Origin of the sequence: Actinoplanes philippinensis, assembly GCF_900113015.1 — a bacterium.
In the GTDB taxonomy this organism is placed as follows: domain Bacteria; phylum Actinomycetota; class Actinomycetes; order Mycobacteriales; family Micromonosporaceae; genus Actinoplanes; species Actinoplanes philippinensis.
Window position 1 is genome coordinate 106,646 of the sequence record NZ_FONV01000020.1, and the last position, 19,450, is coordinate 126,095.

The window sequence follows — 19,450 nt, forward strand, 5'->3', positions numbered from 1 at the left end:
CCACTCCCGGACCGCCGCCACGGTCCAGTGGTCGTCACCGTCCCACTGGTGGCCCCGCCACAGTTCGGACGCCCGGTGCCGGCGGTGGCCGTACCCCCAAGGATCCGAGGGTAGGGAAACGCCTGCCCGGGGTAGCCATCGGCGGGTGAGTGTCGAATCGTCGGCGTGGGCGCCGTTGCGTGTCGCGGCTTTCCGCAGCCTCTGGCTGGCCCTGCTGGCCAGCAACATCGGGACCTGGATGCAGACCGTCGGCGCGCAGTGGCTGCTCGTCGAGGAGTCCGGCGCCGACACGCTGGTGGCGGTGGTGCAGACGGCCGGTACCCTGCCGATCGTGCTGCTGGCGCTGCCGGCCGGCGCGCTCGCCGACATCTTCGACCGGCGGCGGCTGCTGATCGCCGTGCAGGTGTTCCTGACCGGGATCGGCGCGCTGCTCACCACGTTGACGCTGACCGGGAACATGCCGCCGACGCTGCTGCTGACGTTGACGTTCGTGTTGGGTGCCGGGCAGGCGGTGACCGCGCCGGCGTGGCAGTCGGTGATCCCGGAGCTGGTGCCGCGGCCGCAGCTGGCGTCGGCGTCGGCGCTCGGCGCGATCAGCATGAACCTGGCCCGCGCAGTGGGTCCGGCGGTGGCCGGGCTGCTGATCGCCGGCGCCGGAGCGGGTGTGGTGTTCGGCCTGAACACGGTGTCGTTCGCGGTGTTCGCGCTGGTGCTGTGGCGGTGGCGGACGGCCGGGGCGGCGACGGCGGGCGCGCCGGAGCGGTTCGCGTCCGCGGTCCGGTCCGGTGGCAGGTACGTCCGGCACTCGCCGGTGGTCCGCCGGATCCTGCTGCGGGCCGGGCTGTTCCTGGTGCCGGGCAGCGCGTTGTGGGCGCTGTTGCCGCTGGTCGCGAGCCGTGGCCTGGGGTTGGGGTCGGGTGGTTACGGTGTGCTGCTCGGCGCGGTCGGCGTGGGAGCGGTGGCCGGGGCGCTGCTGCTGCCGCGGCTGCGGGCGCGCTGGTCGCTGAACCGGCTGCTGCTGATCGCGAGCGTGCTGTTCGCCGCGATCCTGACGGCGCTGGCGCTGAGCCGGTCCCCGGTCGTGGTGGTGGCCGCGCTGCTGCCCGCCGGGGTGGCGTGGGTGATGGTGCTGTCCAGCGTGAACGCGTCGATGCAGCTGTTCCTGCCGAACTGGGTACGCGCCCGCGGGCTGGCGATCTATCAGATCGTCTTCGCCGGCGCGCAGGCCGCCGGCGCGCTCGTGTGGGGTGTGCTGTCGGACGTGGCCGGCCTGGCCGCCGCCCACCTGGCGGCGGTGGCGCTGATGCTGGCCGGCGCGGTGACGCTGCGCTGGTGGCCGTTGCGCGACACCACCGGCCTGGACCGGGATCCGGCCGTGTTCTGGCCCGAGCCGCATCTGGAGCACGAGCCCGACGATCACGACGGCCCAGTGGTGGTCGTCGCGAGCTATCCGGTGAGCGCCGGCCGGGAGGAGGCGTTCACCGAGGCCATGCAGGGGGTACGCCGTAGCCGGCTGCGGACCGGCGCGGTCCGGTGGGGCCTGTTCCACGACGGCGAGCGTGCCGGGCGGATGGTCGAGGTGTACGTGGTGCCCAGCTGGGACGAGCACCTGCGCCAGCACACCGGCCGCCTGACCGGCGCGGACCGGGAGACGGAGGAGCGGGCGCTGGCGCTGGCGGACGGTCCGCCCGAGGTGAGCCACCTGCTGAGCGCACGCGGATAGCCGGTACGCGAAGATCACGTCATGTGGACCGCTGACTTCACCCGTTGGTTTACGGCGCGGTCGGTGTCGGTCTTCGGCGACGCGATGCTCACCGTGGCGGCGGCGCTGGCGATCGGGCAGGTGTACGGCGCGACCGGCGTCGGTCTCGTGCTGGCCGCGTGGATGGTCCCGTTCCTCGGGTTCATCCTGTTCGGCGGGGTGTTCTCGGACCGGTTCGGGCCCGGCCGCTGATGCTCGGCGCGGACCTGGTGCGGCTGGCGGCGCAGGCCGTGGTGGCGGTCGCCTTCTTCACCGGCACCCCGTCGATGGCGCTGCTGATCGGTTGTTCGGCGGTGAGCGGGGCGGCCGCCGCGATGTTCCAGCCGGGGGTGAACGGCCTGGTGCCGCTGGTCGCGAGGGATCCGCAGCGGGCGAACGCGACGATCCGCACCGCGGTGGCGATGGCCGAACTGCTCGGGCCGGCCACCGCCGGGGTGCTGTTCGCACTGTTCGGCGCGGGCCCGGTGTACGCAGTGGACGCCGCCACGTTCGCGATCAGCGCCGCCTGCCTGGCCGGGTTGCACGTGGGCCGGGTGCCGGCGAAGGCGGGGTCGGCGGTGCGGGAGCTGGCCGCCGGATGGCACGAGTTCCGCTCCCAGCCGTGGATCTGGAACGTGATCCTGGTCTGGGTGTTCTACGGGATCTTCCTGTTCGGCCCGCTCGTGCCGCTGGGCGCGGTGCTGGTCAGCGGCGATCGGGGCGCGTCGGCGTACGGCTGGATGCAGACCGCCGTCGGTGCCGGCACGCTGTGCGGCGGGGTGGCCGCGCTGCGGCTGCGGCCGCGGCGTCCGCTGGCCGCCGGGGCGGTGGCGATGTTCGGTTTCGGGCTGCTACCGCTGGCGATCGCCGTCCACGCGGGCCTGCCGTTGCTGCTGGCGGCGGCGTGGGTGAACGGTACGGTCTGGGCGTTCTGGTCGATCATGTGGCAGACCAGTGTGCAGACCCGGGTGCCGCCGGAGATGTTGAACCGGATGACCTCCTACGAGGTGCTCGGCTCGACCGGCAGTCTGCCGATCGGGCAGGCCCTGGCCGGACCGGCCGCCGGGGCGGTGGGCGCGGAACGGGTGCTGGGTCTCTCGGTGGCGGTCGGTGTGCTGGGCTGCGTGGCACTGCTGCTGAGCCCGGCGGTCCGGCGACTGACGCGGGTCGAGGATCTGTCCACCATCGACTGATCCCGATAGAGTCCCTGACATTGAGATTCACTGATCTCTATGGGGGACTGGAAATTGAACATCTTCAGTCAAGGTAACCTCCGCCGCTCGACGACGATCCTCGCGATCGGAGCGACCGTCATCGGGCTCACCGCCCCGGGCGCGGCAGCCAAGGCAGCGGACAGCCCGGCCGAGCGGGCCTACCAGCAGATCGCCGCACTCCAGGACATCAAGAAGTCACTCACCCCGGCCGAACGCAAACTCGACAGCCGGCTCGCCATCGAGCTGCGCAAACGCACCGACCCGGCAACAGGAGGCGCGCTTCCGGCGCTGGCCACGGGCGTCCCGGTCAGCAAGTCCGGCACCACCGAGGTGGAGATCCGCGCGGACAAGGTGGGCGACGAACTGCTCGGCCGCCTGCGCGGCCTCGGCGCCGGCATCCGCTTCCCGTCCCCGGCCACCGGCACCGTGGTGGTCGAGGCGCCGCTGACCGCGCTGCCGACGATCGCCGGGTGGACGGACGTCACCGGCGTCGGCCTGAAACACGGCGCGATCACCGCCCACCAGACCGACCCGAAGGCCCCGCCGAAGACCGAGTCCAAGACCGAGAAGACGGCCCGGATCGAGTCGGCGCTGCGCGCGGCGACCGCGGCGGCCCCGAAGACCCGCGCGGTCACCGTCGGCCAGGGGTCGGTCGTCTCCGAGGGCGACCGTACACACGCCGCCGACACCGCCCGTACCAGGTTCAAGGTCACCGGAACCGGCGTGAAGGTCTGCGCGCTCTCCGACGGGGTCGACTCGCTCGCCGACTCGCAGGCCAGCGGCGACCTGCCCGCCGACCTCGACGTGCTGCCCGGCCAGGAGGGTGACGGCGACGAGGGCACCGCGATGCTGGAGATCATCCACGACCTGGTGCCGAACGCGAAGCTCGGTTTCGCCACCGCCTTCACCAGCGAGGCCAGCTTCGCCGAGAACGTCCGCGCCCTGCGGTTCACCGCCCGCTGCGACATCATCGTCGACGACATCCTCTACTTCCACGAGAGCCCGTTCCAGGACGGCGCCATCGCGCAGGCGGTCAACGCGGTCACCGCCGACGGCGCGTACTACTTCAGCTCCGCCGGCAACGAGGGCAACACGATCGACGGCACCTCCGGCAACTGGGAGGGCGACTTCGCGGACTCCGGCCGTGGCATCGGCAAGTTCGCCGGTGACGCCCACGACTTCGATCCCGGCCCGGGGGTGCAGGAGTTCAACCCGCTGTCGCCGGGCAGCGCGAGCCGCATCGTCACCCTGTGGTGGGCGGACCCGCTGCTCGCCTCGGCCAACGACTACGACCTGTACCTGATCAACTCGCTCGGCAACGTCACGTCGTTCTCGCAGGACGTGCAGGACGGCGACGACGACCCGTGGGAGATCCTGCAGGCCGCCAACAGCACCGGGCAGCGGCTGGCCGTCGTCAAGTTCCAGGGCGCCGACCGTTACCTGCAGCTCTCCGCGCTGCGTGGCCGGTTCGTCGACTCCGCCGACGGCACTCTCAAGGGCTTCTCCACGCCCGGCGTGACCCGGGGCCACAGCGCGGCCGTGAACGCCTTCTCGGTGGCCGCCGCCCCGGCCAAGGACCCGCTGCCGTTCGCTCTGGAGACCGGCGACCCGGCGAACCCGGCCGGACCGTACCCGAACGTCTTCACCAAGCAGACGCTGCCGGAACGGTTCACCTCGGACGGCCCGCGGCGGGTGTTCTTCAACGCCGACGGCACGCCCGTCACGCCCGGCAACTTCTCCTCGACCGGCGGTTTCGTCCGCGCCAAGCCGCAGATCACCGCGGCCGACGGCGTGGCCACCACGGTCGCCGGGTTCCAGCCCTTCTACGGCACCTCGGCGGCCGCGCCGCACGCCGCCGCGATCGCCGCGCTCACCCTCTCCGGCAACCCCGGCCTCACCGGCGACGACATCCGGGCGGCGCTCACCGGCACCGCCCTCGACCTCACCCCGGCCGGCGCCGACAACCGGACCGGCAGCGGCGTCATCCGCGCCGATCTGGTGCTGCGCAACACCGGCGCCACCCCGCAGCCGCTGGTCCGGGCCGGCACGCCGGTGACGACCCCGGCGACCGGGGACGGCGATCCGTTCCTGGAGCCGGGCGAGCAGGCCACCGTCTCTCTTCCGGCAGAGAACATCGGCGATGGTACGGCCACGGGCGTGAGTGTCGTCGTGGACTCCGACAGTCCGCTCGCGACCATCACGCCGCGGTCCCGCTCGTATGGCAGCATCGCCGCCGGCGCCACCAAGAGCAGGGACTTCACCCTGAAACTGGCGGCCGGCTACCCGCTCGGCCGGCCGGTCGGGCTCAGCGTGCGGGTCACCTTCGCCGGCACCCTGTCCCCGACCACCGGCAGCGTGTCGGTGGCGACCGGGCAGCCGTCGTCGACGGTGCGGAACTTCGCCTATGCGGGCCCGGTCCTGCCGATCCCGGACAACGACCCGACCGGCGTCAACGCCACAGTGGACGTCACCGGCGTCGGCTACGCGTCGTCGCTGACCTTCTCCATCGACGGCGCCGAGTGCTCCACGACGACCGGCGCCACCACGGTCGGTGTCGACCACACGTTCGTCGGCGACCTGGTCGGCACCCTCAAGGCGCCGGACGGCCGCTCGGCGACGCTGTTCTCCCGCACCGGCGGCGGCGGCAACAACCTGTGCCAGGTCGTCTTCGACGACGCGGCAGCGGCGCCGTTCTCCTCGGCCCTGTCCACGAACGCCCCGTTCACCGGCTCCTGGAGGCCCGGCGACCCGCTGGGCTCCCTGCGCCAGTCCCCGGCCGACGGCACGTGGACCCTGCACGTGGCCGACCGGGTGGGCGCCGACACCGGCTCCATACGAGCCTTCTCCCTGCACCTGACCGGTTACGAGCCGGCCTGACGATCCGCGAGCCGGCCGGACCGGTTACGAGCCGGCCTGACGATCCGCCGGCCGGGGCGCGTCGCGACGCGCCCCGGCCGGCCCCCTCCTGCCCCGTCCACCCCGCTTCTTCCCGCCGCGCTCCCCCGCCGTCCCCGACGCGCAGGTCAGGCGGCGGCGTCCCCCCACACCGCCAGCTCACCGTGGGCCAGGCAGACGATCAGATACCCGTCCGGCCCGGTGACCGCCCAGGACTCGGCGTCGGTGTCGGCGTCGACAACCAGGCTCGCACCGCTGGCGAACCCGATCTCCAACTCCCCGTTCTCGCGGGCCCGAGCCGACCGCACCACATCACTGAGCAGCGTCGCCACCACGTCCGACGGATCGTCCCCCGGCTCCACATCGGCCACCCCAGCGGGCCCGTCCAGATGCGCGACCGCCTCGATCAGCACCTGGCACCCACCGGCGAACCCCAGCACGACGGCATGCCCCAGCCACACGTACTCCAGTCGCCGCCCGACCAGGAGATCGAGCGACCGCCCCTTCCGCGGACGCCTTCCGGCACCGTTCTCGGCCACCATTACCGGCACCATGAGCCACTCCGATCGGCTCGTCGGACAACTGACGGCAGGACCGTAGCCAACACTTTCCTAAAAAGACCTTAAATCCAGACACCGGCCGGGTAGCGGTCCCAGAACCCCCGCAAAACGTGCACATCCCGCCACCGTCGGCCGGCACCTCACCGGGCTCGCCCGGCAAGGCGCCTAGGCTTCGCCGATGATCATGAATAGGATCACCTATCGGTCGGTCGGCGACGAACGGATAGCGGGCACATGGCGGCCGATCTTCATCCGCAACGGCGACACCTACTTCCTCACCGACCTGTTCATCTTCGCCGACGGCCAGATCGACTGCTGGGGCTGGACCGATCTCGACGGCCTTCGGGAGCAGCTGGCCAGTGGCCGGATCGCCACCGGCGCCGAGGCCGGAGCGCAAGCGGCGGCAGATCATCTGGCGATGTGGCACTTCGCCGACCCGCAGAGGTGGCTGTCCGCCGAGAATCTCCTCGGCGAGGTGGCCGACCAGATCGACGAGCTCAACGGACGGCCGGACTCCACCGGGCGGTGCCTGCAGGCGCTGGACCGTTTCCTGGCCTCCCGCTCGGAGGACGACCGGGAGGCTCTGCGCGCCGCCTACCTGCGGATGCCCGTGACGGTACGGCGATACGCGCTCGGTGACATGGACGCCAAGGACCGTCCGCTCCGCGTGCTGTGCACGCCGATCGGCGAGCGGACCACCTACGGCGAGATCGTCACCGGCGATCTGCACGCCGAGGCCCACGAGTACTTCGCCGCACGTGACCGGTGGGCAGGGACGCAGGCGGATCGCCACCCCGGGGAGCGAGAGGACCCCACGGTGATGCTTCATACGATCCACCTGGAGCCGGCCGAGGTCCTCGGCGTCGAGTGCCTGCGGAACGAGTATCCGGCGCCGATCACGATGGGCGGCCACACCTATCCCACCGCCGTGCACGCCTTCTGGGCTCTGTCCACCAGCGACGAGAACGTCCGCGCCGCCGTGCGGGACGAGCCGTCGTTCGTCCGCGCCGAACGCATCGCCGGGACGGGCACGGCCACGCCGGGCTGGGCGCGGCTGTGGGCGACCGCCATGCACCGGGTGCTGCGGCTCAAGTTCGAGCAGCATCCGGAGTTCGCCGACGTGCTGGCCGCGACCGGGGACGGGCGGCTGGACTACAGCGAGTCCGGGCGGTGGGGCGGGTGGACCGGGCGGCTGCTGGAGCTCGTACGGTCGGAGGTCGCCGCGCGGCGGGCCGGATTCTGACGGACCGGTCACAGTTGCTGCCGGCGCGGGTGCGGCGGCGGGGAGGATCGGCGGCATGGCGGGGGTGCTCAGCGGGTTCACGACGGTCTGGGCCATCGCCGCGCTCGGGTATCTGCTGGCGCGCGGGCGGGTTCTCGGGGAGCACGCGCCGCAGGTGCTGGCCCGGCTGGTGTTCTCGGTCGCGGCGCCGGCCCTGCTGTTCGTGACGTTGAGCCACACCAGCCTGGACCGGATCCTCACCGGGGCGTTGTTCGCGTTCGTGGCGTCGACGGTTCTCGTCGCGGCGGGATATGTGCTGGTCGCGCGGCTGGTGTGGGGCCGGGACGCCGGGGCCACGACGATCGGGGCGCTCGGGGCGTCGTACGTCAATGCCGGCAACATGGGCCTCGCGGTCGCCGCCTACGTGCTCGGCGACGTCTCCCTCGTCGTGCCCGTGCTGATCTTCCAGGTGCTGCTCGCCGGGCCGTTCGCGCTGACCGTCCTGGATCTGGCGTCGGGGCAGGGGCGGCCGTCGCTGCGCCGGCTGGCGCTGCTGCCGGCCCGCAACCCGCTGATGATCGCGTCCGGCGCCGGGGTCGCCGTGGCGGCCTCCGGCTGGACGCCACCGGCGCTGCTGCTCGAACCGTTGTCGCTGGTCGGGGCCGCCGCGGTGCCGGCCGCGCTGCTCGCCTTCGGGATGTCGCTGCCGGGCTCGCGGCCGCTGCGGCCCGGGCCGGACGCGCCGGACCGCTATCTCGCGGTCACGTTGAAGATCGTGGTCCAGCCGTCGCTGGCGTACCTGATCGGCCGGCTGATCGGCCTGGACGGCCACGAGCTGTTCGCGGCGGTGGTGACCTCGGCGCTGCCGGCCGCGCAGAACGTGTTCGTGTTCGCCCTCCGCTACCGGCGGTCCGAGTCGCTGGCCCGTGATGTCGTCATGCTGTCGACCCTGGCGTCCGCCGTCGCCATGATCGTCGCGGCGCTGTTCCTGACCTGACCTTGATCTGTCTTTGGGTAATGGTGAAGACACGCCATGCAGCCGTAGAGGACGGGCGCGGAACGGCGTAACGTGTGCCCACTCGCGACGGCGTTTCTAGGGAGCAGCATGCCGCTCACCCCTGCTGACGTTCACAACGTCTCCTTCACCAAACCGGCTGTCGGCCGGGGCGGCTATGTCGAGGAGGAGGTCGACGCGTTCCTGGACGAGGTGGAGCGCGAACTGGCCCGGCTCATGGCGGAGAACAACGCCCTGAAGGGACGGGTCCGCGGCGGCGCCGTCCCGGACGACGACTACGACGTCGATGTCGACTACGACGAGATCCGGGAGCTGGCCGCCCGGCTGCGGATGCTGGAGCAGGCTCGGGACCGCGCCGAGCAGCACGCCCGCGAGCTGGCCGCCGAGGTGGAGCAGGCGCGGCGCGCGGAGATCGCCCCGGTCGACGACGGCCGTCACCTGCGCGTGCTGGCGATGGCGCAGCGTACCGCCGATGAGCATCTCCACGACGCGCGCCGCGAGGCGGAGGAGATCATCGAGGTCGCCCGCGACAAGGCCCTGCAGCTGGCGGGTGAGGCCCGCGCCAAGGCCGCCGACATCGAGAGCGAGGCCCGGCAGCGGCATGCCGAGGCGATGGCCGGGATCGCCGGGCGCCGGGCCGAGCTGGTCGAGGAGGTCGAGCAACTGACCGGCCTGGCCATGCACTACCGGGAAGCCCTGAGCCGGCACGTCGACCATCAGCTGGAGGGCACCGAGGCGACACCCCGCCTGGGCTAGCGCCAGTCACCCTCCTCCGCGGAGGGCGACGACGAGGCCGGGGACGAGGCCGGTTCGAGCGAGGCGTCCCGCACGATGGTGCTGCCGTCCCCCTTGCGGGTGCCGTCGGCGTCCACCTCCGGGTGAACGGCGCGCAGATGCGCGGCCATCTCCGCGTCCGGAATGTCCCGCGCGTCCGGTGGGCAGAGATTGCACGTGGCCATGCGCTCACGCTAGCCCCTCGGGGCCGCGCGTGTGTGATCAGTGACCGCAAAAGTGGAACGATTCCAGAAAAGGGGGTTAAGGTCTGGGCATGACGTCCGACTTCGAGGCTCGGCTCCGGGCGGTCTCGTTGCGCGTGACCCGGCCCCGGCTCGCGGTGATGACCGCGCTCAGCGACCACCCCCACGTCGACACCGACAGCGTGATCGCTCTGGTGCGTTCGGAACTTCCGACGGTCTCCCACCAGGCGGTCTACGATGTGCTGCGTGCCCTCACCGACTCCGGTCTGGTGCGGCGCATCCAGCCTGCCGGTGCGACGGCCCGCTACGAGATGCGCGTGCGGGACAACCATCACCATGTCGTGTGCCGTTCGTGCGGCGTGATCGCCGACGTCGACTGCGCTGCCGGAAACGCCCCTTGTCTGACCGCCTCCGACGATCACGGGTTCGTGATCGACGAGGCGGAGGTCGTCTATTGGGGCATCTGCCCCGCCTGCGTGAGCAATCGTCCGGAAGGAAACCCATGAGCGACGCTCAGGACAACACCACCGCGAAGTGCCCGGTCGCCCACGATTCGGTGACCGCGCACGGCAGTGAGAGCGAGAACCCGGCGATCGACTCGCCGACGCCGAAGACGGGCGGGCGCCCGCGTACGAACCGGGACTGGTGGCCCAACCAGCTCGACCTGAACGTGCTGCACGCCCACTCGTCGAAGGGCAACCCGCTGTCGCCGGACTTCGACTACGCCAGCGAGTTCGCGAAGCTCGACGTGGAGGCGCTCAAGGCCGACATCGTCACCGTGCTGACCACCTCGCAGGACTGGTGGCCGGCCGACTTCGGGCACTACGGCGGCCTGATGATCCGGCTCAGCTGGCACGCCGCCGGCACGTACCGGATCCAGGACGGCCGTGGTGGCGCCGGTGACGGCGGCCAGCGCTTCGCCCCGCTGAACAGCTGGCCCGACAACGCGAACCTGGACAAGGCGCGCCGCCTGCTGTGGCCGGTGAAGGCGAAGTACGGGCAGAAGATCTCCTGGGCCGACCTGCTGGTGCTGGCCGGCAACGTGGCGCTGGAGTCGATGGGCTTCAAGACGTTCGGCTTCGGTTTCGGCCGGGTCGACGTGTGGGAGCCGGAGGAGATCTTCTGGGGTCCCGAGGACACCTGGCTCGGCGACGAGCGGTATGCCTCGGAGAAGACGATGTCCGAGGGCGTCGGCGCGACCGAGATGGGCCTGATCTACGTCAACCCGGAGGGTCCGAAGGGCAACGCCGACCCGGCCGCCGCCGCGCACTTCATCCGGGAGACGTTCGCCCGGATGGCGATGAACGACGAGGAGACCGTGGCGCTGATCGCCGGCGGTCACACGTTCGGCAAGACGCACGGCGCCGCTGTCGCCGACGACCACGTCGGCCCGGAGCCGGAGGGCGCGCCGCTGGAGGCGCAGGGCCTCGGCTGGCTCAACACCCACGGCACCGGCAAGGGCCCGGACACCATCACGTCCGGCCTGGAGGTCACCTGGACCGACAAGCCGACCCAGTGGAGCAACCGGTTCTTCGAGATCCTCTTCGGGTACGAGTGGGAGCTCACCACCAGCCCGGGCGGCGCGAAGCAGTGGGTGGCCAAGGACGCCGAGGCGATCATCCCGGACGCGCACGACCCGTCGCGCAAGCACAAGCCGACGATGCTGACGACCGACCTGTCGCTGCGCGTCGACCCGGCGTACGAGAAGATCTCGCGCCGTTTCCTGGAGAACCCGGACGAGTTCGCCCTGGCGTTCGCGAAGGCCTGGTACAAGCTGCTGCACCGGGACATGGGCCCGGTCGAGCGGTTCCTCGGCCCGTGGGTGCCGGAGGCGCAGCTCTGGCAGGACCCGGTTCCGGCCGTCGACCACCCGTTGGTCGGTGACGCCGAGATCGCCGCGCTGAAGGCGAAGGTGCTCGACTCGGGCCTGAGCGTCGCGCAGCTGGTGCAGGCCACGTGGGCGTCGGCGGCGACGTTCCGGTCGACCGACAAGCGCGGCGGGGCCAACGGCGCCCGGATCCGGCTGGAGCCGCAGCGTTCGTGGGAGGTCAACCGGCCGGTCGTTCCGGTGATCGACGCGCTGGAGAAGATTCAGCAGGAGTTCAACGCGTCCGGTGACGCGAAGATCTCGCTGGCCGACCTGATCGTGCTGGCCGGCAACGCGGCGGTGGAGAAGGCGGCCGCCGACGCCGGGGTGCCGGTGACCGTGCCGTTCCACCCGGGCCGGACCGACGCCACCCAGGAGCAGACCGACGTCGAGTCGTTCGCCGTCCTGGAGCCGCGGGCCGACGGGTTCCGCAACTACCTGCGGCCGGGCGAGAAGACCCAGCCGGAGGTGCTGCTCGTCGACCGGGCGTACATGCTGAACCTGACCGCTCCGGAGATGACCGTGCTGGTCGGCGGCCTGCGCGCGATCGCCGGCGGTGAGCACGGCGTGCTCACCGAGAAGCCGGGCGTGCTGACCAACGACTTCTTCGTCAACCTGCTCTCGCCGGGCACCCGGTGGGCGGCGTCGAAGGACCGTGAGCACGTGTACGAGATCCGCGACCTCGCCACCGACGAGGTCCGGTTCACCGCCACCGCCGTCGACCTGATCTTCGGGTCGAACTCGCAGCTGCGCGCCCTCTCCGAGGTCTACGCCAGCGCCGACGCCCGGGAGAAGTTCGTCCACGACTTCGTGAAGGCGTGGACGAAGGTCACCGAGCTGGACCGGTTCGACCTGGCCTGATCAGCTCCGGTTGTGGTCCGCCACCGATCTGACCCCGGTCAGGTCGGTGGCGGTGCCGATCCACTCGATGATCTCGCCGTCGTCGTCGAACAGCGGCACCGCCCGCGACAGCATCCGCCCGAGCGTGCCGTCGGGCCGGCGGACGCGATGCTCCAGCTGGAAGACCCCGCGGGACTCGATGGCCGCGTTGACGGCGGCGAGGACCTCGGGTTGGTCGGCCGGGTCGATGTAGGTGTCGAGCCAGCTCGCTGTCGGCTCGGTGATGTCGGCGAGGAAACCGTGCCCGTCGAGGGCCTGCAGGATGCGCCAGTCGGCGCTCATCCGGTAGACGACGTCGAAACTGGCGTCACGCAGGGTCCGGAACCGGCGTTCGCTGACCCGCCGCATCCGGGCCATCTGCAACTGCGCGTCGATCCGGGCCACCAGTTCCCGTGCCGCGAACGGCTTGACCACATAATCGTCGGCGCCGGCCAGCAGCCCCCCGATCGCCGTCTCCTCACCGGCCCGGGCGGTGAGCAGCACGACCGGGGTTCCGGCCAGCGCGGGGTCCGCCCGGATCTCGTGCAGCAGTGCGAACCCGTCCATCCGCGGCATCATCACGTCGGCGAGGATCAGATCCGGCGGGTCGCGGCGGGCCGTCCGCAGAGCCTGTTCGCCGTCGGAGGCGACGACGACGGTCCATGCCGCGCCGAGCAGGCGTTCGAGATAGTCACGCATGTCCGGGTTGTCGTCGACGACCAGCACCCGGATCTCCGAGAAGGCCCGCACCGGCAGGTCACGCAGCACCGACGGGTCGTCCAGGCCGGCCGCCTCGTCGTCACGGCGTGCCCCGACGTCCCAGTGGGCGGCCTCCCTCGCCATCGACTCGGCCAGGCCGCCGACGGGCGCGGGCGCCGGCTCACCGCCGGTGGAGTCGGGACGGCGGCCCATCGGGATCCACACGGTGAAGGCGGTGCCGGAGTCGGGGCGGCTGGTCACCCTGACCCGCCCGTGATGGCGGCGCACCAGCTCGTCGACCAGGGCCAGGCCGATGCCGGCACCCTCGTGGGTACGGCCACGGGCGTCCCGGACCCGGTGGAACCGTTTGAACACGTACGGCAGGTCGGCCTCCGGAATGCCCACCCCGCTGTCGCGGACGATCAGCTCGGCGTGCCGCTCGACCGGTCGCAGCAGCACCGTGACGCCGCCCTCCCAGGTGAACTTGAGGGCGTTGGACAGCAGATTGGAGACGATCTTCTCCCACATCTCCGGATCGACCCAGACCGGCCCGGGCAGCGGCGGCGCGTCGATGGTCAGCTTCAGGCCGGCGGCCTCGGCGGCGCCGGCGAACATCGAGACGATGTCGGTGGTGAGCGCGGCCAAATCGGTCGGCACGAACGCGGCCCGCAGCCGGCCGGCCTCCGCCTGGGAGAAGTCGAGCAGGGTGCCGACCAGCCGCAGCAACCGCTGGGCGTTGCGGTACATCAGCGCGATCTCGCCGCTGTTCGTGGCCGCGTCCCCGGGCCGGCGCAGCATCTCCTCCAGCGGCCCGAGCATCAACGTCAGCGGGGTACGGAACTCGTGGCTCACGTTGGAGAAGAACTCGGTCTTCACCCGGTCGAGTTCGGCCAGCTTGTCGAGGCTCTGCCGCTCCCGGTGACGGGTGTGCGCGAGCGCCAGGGTGGCCCCGATCTGGCCGGCGAGCATGTCCAGGAACCCACGATAGGCCTCATCGAACGGCTGGTGCCGGTTCAGGCCGGCCACCAGCACCGCGTACACCTCGTCGTCGGGCCCGGCCGCGATCGGCATGAGCAGCGCGGTCTCCGGGGGCAGCGCGCCGGGTGGGGCCGGTGGCGGCGCGAGCAACCCACCCAACCGCCCGGTCAGGCCGTCCAGCAGCATCCCGCCGTGGTGCCCGCCCGGGTCGCCGAGGAGCGCCGACAGCGGCCACACGCTGCCACCGTTGATCAGATCGACGACCTGGGGCGCGGCGAACGAGCCCGCCGTCAGACCCGCCGCACCGGCCAGCCGCCCCTCCCGGCGAGTCTGGTCGATCAGGTAGAGCAGCGCGAACGGCACGTCGGCGGGCGACCGGCCCAGAGCACCCGCCGCCAGCTCACAGGCGTGCTCCGGGGTACGGGCTCCGGCGGTCTCGGCCGCGACCGTACGCAGCAGGGCCATCCGGCGTTCGGCGACCATCGTGGCGGTGGTGTCGAGCACCGAGTTCTGGATGCCCAGCACAGAACCCCGGTCGTCGGTGATCGGCGAGTAGGTGAAGGTGACGTACACCTCCTCCAGCGACCCGTTACGGTCCATCAGCATCGGCATGTTCTCCGCGCCGGCGGCCACCCCGGTCCTGCGGGCCTTCTCGATAATCGGGCCGATGAACGACCACAGCTCCGGCCACGTCTGGTCGGCCCGGCCGGCGAGCGCCTGCGGATGCTTGGTGGAGCCGAGGAACTGCCGCCACGACTCGTTGTACAGCTGGATCAGCTCCGGCCCCCACCACACCGCCGCCGGGAAACCCGAGTCCAGCGTGATCCGGACGACCGCGCGCAGCGCCTCCGGCCACTCGGTGACCGGCCCGAGCGGCGTGGCCGGCCAGTCCTTGGCCCGCAGCACCCCGCTCGACCTCGCCCGGCCCGCGGAACAGGGCGGCGGCCGCCTCGATCTCCGACCGGGGGCGGGGCAGCGGACGGCCGCGCGCCAAGTCGGCCAGCACCCCGCCGATGTGGCCGAGCGGCAGGACCAGGTGGGCGCTGCCGGCCGCCGACTTCGGCATCGACGCGAACTCGGCGCTGTCCTCGCTCTGCGCCACGACCAGGCCGCCGGCCTCACGCACGGTGGCGGCGCCGACCGCGCCGTCCCGGCCCATCCCGGTCAGCACGACCGCCACGGCGCGGGAGCCGTACGTGTCGGCCAGCGACCGCAGCAGCGCGTCGTGCGGATTGCTGCGCGCGCCCGGCTCGTTGGTGATCAGCGCGCAGGTGCCGTCCGGCAGCACTTCGAGCCGCCGCCGGGGCGGGCAGACCACCACCCGGTCCTCGGTCAGCGCGATGCCGTCCTCGGCCCACACCACGTCGTGGTCGCTCCGGCTCTGCAGGATCTTGACCAGCGAGCTGCCGCGGGCGCTGAGATGCTGCTGCACCACCACCGTCATCGGCAGGCCGGCCGGCAGGTCGCGCAGCACCGTGGCCAGCGCGCCCACACCGCCCGCCGAGGTCACCAGAGCGATGACCGGATCCGTCCTCATATCCATACATCGTGCCTCCCGCGGGACCTGTCGATGCCATCGGTTGCGGGCCGATGTTTGGATCGTCGGGTGCCGACCGTGTTCCCGACCGCCGTCCCCGCCCGTGGCCACCACGTCGCGGAGGTCCCGTGAGCTTCCGGATCCGGGTGTTCCTCCTGATGGCGCTGGTGGCGCTCGGCGCGACCGGGGCGACCGTGGCGCTCACCTGGTGGCAGGCCCGCGACCAGGTCAGCGAGGCGGCGTCGGCGTCGCGGGAGACGACCGAGCTGATCCAGCGGGAGCTGCGGGACCAGGCGCTGCGCAACGGCACCTGGGAGGGCGTCGACCAGACCCTGCGCCGGCTGCGCGGGATGACCGGGCAGCGGCTGCGGCTCGTCGACCCGTACGGCGCGGTGGTCGCCGACACCGACCATCTGGACCGGCGGCTGGCCCGTCCGCCCGGATCGGTCGCGGTGTTCGTCGACCCGCTGCCCGAGCTGATCGTCGCCGGCGACGGTGACGGGCGGCCCGCGACGCTCGCCGCCGTGGACACCTACCGGGCCGAGACGCTGCGCGCGGCCTGCCTGCACCGGCACGGCCACGAGCTGGTCGTCACGCCCGGCCCGGACGGGGTGCCCCGGCACCGGCTGGCCGGCGGCGGCGATCCGGCCGCGCTCGACGAGTGCCGTCCGGCCCGGCCGGCGCCGTGGCAGCACGCCGACGACCTGGCGCAGGTGCGGCAGTGCGGTCCGGCGCAGGCCGACTGCCTGCGGGCCGCCTTCCGGCGGCAGATCGCCACCGGCGAGGTCGCTCCGGCGCCGCTGCTGCTCACCATCGGTGCGGGCAACGAGCCGGTACGCGCCCTCGACATCGGCCCGGTCCTGCTGATCGCGCTCGTCGTCGCGGCCCTGGCCACCGGCGGCTCGCTGCTGGTCAGCCGCCGGGTGTTGCGCCCGATCGGCACGCTGACCGCCGCCGCCCGCCGCCTGCGCGACGGCGACCGCGACGGCCGGGTCCCCGAGGACGGCCGCGACGAACTGGCCGAGCTGGCCCGCGTCTTCAACCAGATGGCCGACTCGGTCCGGGCCGCGCAGGACGACCAGCGGCGTCTCATCGCCGATGTGGCGCACGAGTTGCGTACCCCGCTGGCGAACGTGCGCGGCTATCTGGAGGCGCTGCAGGACGGGGTGGTCGAGCCGACCGCCGACCTGTTCGCGTCCCTGCACGACGAGGTGATCCTCAACCAGCGGATCGTCGGCGACCTGCAGGAGCTGGCGCTCGCCGAGGCCGGCGCGCTGGTCTACCACCGGTCCCCGACCGACCTGGCCGAGCTGGTGGAACGGGCCCGGACCGCGCATCGCGCCGCCGCCGGCACGGCCGGGGTCACGCTCGTCGTCGACGCCCCCGAGCCGGTGATCGCCGAGGTCGACCCGGACCGGATCCGTCAGGTGGTCGGCAACCTGGTCGGCAACGCGCTGCGCGCCACCCCGGCAGGCGGGACGATCACCCTGTCGGCGGGCGTCGACGGTGACCGGGCGGTGCTGCGGGTGATCGACACCGGCACCGGCATCGCCGCCGAGCACCTGCCGTTCGTCTTCGACCGGCTGTGGCGGGCCGACCCGTCCCGGGGCCGCGGCACCGGGCTGGGCCTGGCCATCGTCCGGCAGATCGTCCGCGACCACGGCGGCGACGTGTCCGCGCACAGCGTGGAGGGTTCCGGCGCCACCTTCGAGATCCGGCTGCCGGCTACTCGATCGTCCACGAGTGCGGCGGCACCGGACGGCCGTGCACGAACGGCTCGTCGCCCAGATTGAGCAGCAGCGACAGCCGCTGCCCGGCGCGGCCCTCGGCGATCACTGCCAGGGTCTCGTTGGTCAGGCCCTCGGTGCTGATCCGGGCGTCGGCGAGCCACGGGTTGCGGCGGCGGATGCCGATCAGCCGCTGGTACAGCGACGTGTCGCCGTCGCCCGGGGTGGCCGGCATCGGCGGGCGGACCGCGTCGTCGCCGCCGGGACGGTCCTCCTTGACGCCGTGCAGGCCCAGCTCGTCGCCGTAGTAGACGCTCGGCACGCCCGGCAGGAAGAACAGCAGCGCCACCGCGTGCCCCAGGTGGCGGGAATCGGTGACCTTGTCGGCGATCCGGGTGACGTCGTGGTTGCCGAGGAACGTCAGCGGCAGGAAGCCGGCGGTCCACGCCCGGTGCCGGTCCAGCGCCCAGGCCAGCTCGAACAGGTTCCGGTCGTTCAGCGACGACCAGATCGCCTTCCACAGCTCGTACTGGGTGACCGAGTCCAGACCGGACCGTTTCACGTAGTCGCCGTAGTCGCCGTGGATCATCTCGCCGACGAACCAGGCGTGCGGGAACCGCTCACGCACCCGGGGCAGCACCGCGGCCCAGAACTCCGGGTCCACCGCGTACGCCGCGTCCAGCCGCCAGCCGTCGGCGCCGCGCTCCAGCCAGTGGCACATCACCTCGACGACGAAGTCACGCACCGGCGGCGACGTGTGGTCGAGGGTGATCAGCCGGTCGTGGCCCTCGAACAGGTACGGGTACTCCCTGCTCCACCGCACCCACTCCCGCGGCCCGGTGCCGTCCAGCGCGGCCCGCACCGGCGGGAAGTCACGGCCGGTGTGGTTGAACACCCCGTCCAGCAGGATCCGGATCCCGCGCTGCCGGCAGGCCGCCACCAGGGCGTCGAAGTCGCCGTCGTCGCCGAGCCGGGGGTCGATCCGCAGGTGGTCGACGGTGTCGTAGCCGTGCGTGCCGGACGCGAAGACCGGGCCCAGCGCGAGCCCGTTGCAGCCCAGCCCGATCAGGTGGTCGAGCCAGGCCTCCAGGTGCCCGAGCCGGTGGTGGACCTCGCCCGCCGCGACGGCCGCCGGCTCCGCGCCGGTGAACCCCAGCGGGTACACGTGCCACCAGATGACATGCCCGACCCAGTCGTCGCTCATGATCCGACCCTATCCGTCGATGCTGCGTGACAGGTTCGCGATGCTGGTCACCAGCGCCGTCAGGTAGGCGTCGATGCGCCACGTGGTGGCCACCACGGCGCCCAGCCGGGACACCAGCACCGGCAGCGGCGCGACGGCCGGGTCGGCCACCCAGCCGCTCACCCGGGCCGCCAGGTCGCCGATCAGGCCCCGGACGATGTCGCGGGCCAGCAGGATCAGGTCACCGGCCGCCTTGGTGATCACGGTCATCGCGGTGCAGGTGGCGACCAGCCCTCGTAGCGCTTCGACGTTGTTGGCCATCAGCGTGTGGTACGCCCGGACGTCCGCGCCGGTCTCCCCGGCGAAGTCGTCGTCCAGGCAGCGCCGCAGGTCGCCGGCGATGACCAGCAGGTCGGCGGCCATGTCGGCCCACAGCCGGGCCTGCTCGGCCACCACGTCCGGCATCCCGGCCAGGTCGTCGACCATCCGCCGCAGCGGCGGGATCCGGGCCATCGCCACGGCCAGGCCGGCCGCGCGCACCGCCGCCTCGCCGTCGTCCAGCGGCACCGCGAACTCGGCGACCGGCACGTCGGCGAGCAGCGGCTCCACCCACTCGCGTCCCTCCACGGTGGCCAGCACCCCGTCGATGATCTCGGTCGCCGACCGGGGGCCGTCGTCCGGGTCGCCGACGAACCGGGCCAGCGTCTGCCGGCCGGCGGCCACGTCACGCAGCCCGTCCACGGTGATGACGAGCGTCTCCTCCACATAGGCGATCAGCTCGTCGTGGCGCACGTGCCGCTCCCCCAGTCCGGTGAGGACCCAGCCGCAGAGAGCCCCGAACGCGGCCTGATCCTTCTCGAACCGCTGGACCACGAGCCGCACCCGGCCCAGGCGCGCCCGCAACTCGTCCAGGTGCGAGGCGTGCAGCAGCAGCCGGGCGGGCATCGACACAACAG

16 protein-coding genes are annotated in these 19,450 nt (G+C 72.4%); 10 read left to right on the forward strand and 6 right to left on the reverse strand.

The window, feature by feature from the left end:
* Positions 1-145 precede the first annotated feature (145 nt).
* The 4 genes from BM290_RS40270 to BM290_RS40280 are packed head-to-tail and all read left to right on the forward strand — an operon-like array spanning position 146 to position 5,832.
* Positions 146-1,723, forward strand: coding sequence for an MFS transporter (locus BM290_RS40270; RefSeq protein WP_093621238.1), 1,578 nt, complete (start codon positions 146-148; stop codon positions 1,721-1,723).
* 21 nt (positions 1,724-1,744) lie between these two features.
* Entirely contained in the window at positions 1,745-1,954 is a 210-nt protein-coding gene (locus tag BM290_RS50375) for a hypothetical protein (RefSeq protein WP_239144040.1), read from the forward strand.
* Positions 1,954-2,934 (forward strand): MFS transporter, encoded by a 981-nt coding sequence (locus BM290_RS40275; RefSeq protein WP_239144039.1) that lies wholly within the window; start codon positions 1,954-1,956, stop codon positions 2,932-2,934. The genes BM290_RS50375 and BM290_RS40275 overlap by 1 nt, the downstream gene beginning before the upstream one ends.
* A gap of 39 nt (positions 2,935-2,973) precedes the next feature.
* A complete protein-coding gene (locus tag BM290_RS40280) occupies positions 2,974-5,832 on the forward strand; it encodes a S8 family serine peptidase (RefSeq protein ID WP_093621239.1) in 2,859 nt (952 codons plus the stop codon).
* 146 nt (positions 5,833-5,978) lie between these two features.
* On the opposite strand, the gene BM290_RS40285 is transcribed toward BM290_RS40280, so the two are convergent.
* Positions 5,979-6,392 carry a DUF6188 family protein gene (locus BM290_RS40285; protein WP_093621240.1) on the reverse strand — a complete coding sequence of 138 codons (414 nt, stop codon included), beginning with the start codon at positions 6,390-6,392 and terminating at the stop codon, positions 5,979-5,981.
* Between the two features lie 196 nt (positions 6,393-6,588).
* Between BM290_RS40285 and BM290_RS40290 the strand changes: the two genes are divergently transcribed.
* The 3 genes from BM290_RS40290 (at position 6,589) to BM290_RS50890 (ending at position 9,403) form a co-directional block, all read left to right on the forward strand.
* Positions 6,589-7,653, forward strand: coding sequence for an NADAR family protein (locus BM290_RS40290; RefSeq protein ID WP_093621241.1), 1,065 nt, complete (start codon positions 6,589-6,591; stop codon positions 7,651-7,653).
* Positions 7,654-7,708: 55 nt separating this feature from the next.
* Positions 7,709-8,629, forward strand: a complete 921-nt coding sequence (locus BM290_RS40295) for an AEC family transporter (protein ID WP_093621242.1) — start codon at positions 7,709-7,711, stop codon at positions 8,627-8,629.
* 108 nt (positions 8,630-8,737) lie between these two features.
* Positions 8,738-9,403: a DivIVA domain-containing protein gene (locus BM290_RS50890; protein ID WP_093621243.1), complete on the forward strand. Its 666-nt coding sequence runs from the start codon at positions 8,738-8,740 to the stop codon at positions 9,401-9,403.
* Here the strand turns inward: BM290_RS50890 and BM290_RS47765 are convergent.
* On the reverse strand, positions 9,400-9,606 hold the full coding sequence (locus BM290_RS47765) for a hypothetical protein (protein WP_143134111.1): 207 nt from the start codon (positions 9,604-9,606) through the stop codon (positions 9,400-9,402). The genes BM290_RS50890 and BM290_RS47765 overlap by 4 nt on opposite strands.
* A gap of 89 nt (positions 9,607-9,695) precedes the next feature.
* On the opposite strand from BM290_RS47765, the gene BM290_RS40305 reads away from it, so the two are divergent.
* On the forward strand, positions 9,696-10,130 hold the full coding sequence (locus tag BM290_RS40305) for a Fur family transcriptional regulator (RefSeq protein WP_093621244.1): 435 nt from the start codon (positions 9,696-9,698) through the stop codon (positions 10,128-10,130).
* Positions 10,127-12,352, forward strand: a complete 2,226-nt coding sequence (katG, locus tag BM290_RS40310; RefSeq protein WP_093621245.1) for a catalase/peroxidase HPI — start codon at positions 10,127-10,129, stop codon at positions 12,350-12,352. Before BM290_RS40305 ends, katG begins: the two co-directional genes overlap by 4 nt.
* Here katG and BM290_RS50385 read toward each other — a convergent pair whose 3' ends face one another.
* Both BM290_RS50385 and BM290_RS50390 read right to left on the reverse strand, forming a co-directional pair.
* Positions 12,353-14,659 (reverse strand): response regulator, encoded by a 2,307-nt coding sequence (locus tag BM290_RS50385; protein WP_342352063.1) that lies wholly within the window; start codon positions 14,657-14,659, stop codon positions 12,353-12,355. It lies immediately after the preceding gene.
* Positions 14,637-15,584 carry a chemotaxis protein CheB gene (locus BM290_RS50390; RefSeq protein ID WP_239144038.1) on the reverse strand — a complete coding sequence of 316 codons (948 nt, stop codon included), beginning with the start codon at positions 15,582-15,584 and terminating at the stop codon, positions 14,637-14,639. The genes BM290_RS50385 and BM290_RS50390 overlap by 23 nt, the downstream gene beginning before the upstream one ends.
* Positions 15,585-15,712: 128 nt before the next feature.
* Here BM290_RS50390 and BM290_RS40325 point away from each other — a divergent pair, with 128 nt between their 5' ends.
* A complete protein-coding gene (locus BM290_RS40325) occupies positions 15,713-17,377 on the forward strand; it encodes a sensor histidine kinase (protein WP_093621248.1) in 1,665 nt (554 codons plus the stop codon).
* Here the strand turns inward: BM290_RS40325 and BM290_RS40330 are convergent.
* The gene (locus tag BM290_RS40330; protein WP_093621249.1) at positions 17,310-18,515 is read right to left on the reverse strand and encodes an alpha-amylase family protein; all 1,206 of its coding nucleotides are present in this window, start codon (positions 18,513-18,515) and stop codon (positions 17,310-17,312) included. The genes BM290_RS40325 and BM290_RS40330 overlap by 68 nt on opposite strands.
* Positions 18,516-18,524: 9 nt before the next feature.
* Entirely contained in the window at positions 18,525-19,445 is a 921-nt protein-coding gene (locus BM290_RS40335) for a hypothetical protein (protein ID WP_143134113.1), read from the reverse strand.
* Positions 19,446-19,450: the final 5 nt, after the last annotated feature.

Coding starts and splice junctions, on each gene's coding strand:
- BM290_RS40290 (WP_093621241.1), top strand. CDS start 6,589: ATGATCATGAATAGGATCACCTATCGGTCGGTCGGCGACGAACGGATA.
- BM290_RS40305 (WP_093621244.1), top strand. CDS start 9,696: ATGACGTCCGACTTCGAGGCTCGGCTCCGGGCGGTCTCGTTGCGCGTG.
- BM290_RS40295 (WP_093621242.1), top strand. CDS start 7,709: ATGGCGGGGGTGCTCAGCGGGTTCACGACGGTCTGGGCCATCGCCGCG.
- katG (WP_093621245.1), top strand. CDS start 10,127: ATGAGCGACGCTCAGGACAACACCACCGCGAAGTGCCCGGTCGCCCAC.
- BM290_RS47765 (WP_143134111.1), bottom strand. CDS start 9,606: ATGGCCACGTGCAATCTCTGCCCACCGGACGCGCGGGACATTCCGGAC.
- BM290_RS40280 (WP_093621239.1), top strand. CDS start 2,974: ATGGGGGACTGGAAATTGAACATCTTCAGTCAAGGTAACCTCCGCCGC.
- BM290_RS50390 (WP_239144038.1), bottom strand. CDS start 15,584: ATGAGGACGGATCCGGTCATCGCTCTGGTGACCTCGGCGGGCGGTGTG.
- BM290_RS40275 (WP_239144039.1), top strand. CDS start 1,954: ATGCTCGGCGCGGACCTGGTGCGGCTGGCGGCGCAGGCCGTGGTGGCG.
- BM290_RS40330 (WP_093621249.1), bottom strand. CDS start 18,515: ATGAGCGACGACTGGGTCGGGCATGTCATCTGGTGGCACGTGTACCCG.
- BM290_RS50890 (WP_093621243.1), top strand. CDS start 8,738: ATGCCGCTCACCCCTGCTGACGTTCACAACGTCTCCTTCACCAAACCG.
- BM290_RS50385 (WP_342352063.1), bottom strand. CDS start 14,659: ATGCCGATGCTGATGGACCGTAACGGGTCGCTGGAGGAGGTGTACGTC.
- BM290_RS50375 (WP_239144040.1), top strand. CDS start 1,745: ATGTGGACCGCTGACTTCACCCGTTGGTTTACGGCGCGGTCGGTGTCG.
- BM290_RS40285 (WP_093621240.1), bottom strand. CDS start 6,392: ATGGTGGCCGAGAACGGTGCCGGAAGGCGTCCGCGGAAGGGGCGGTCG.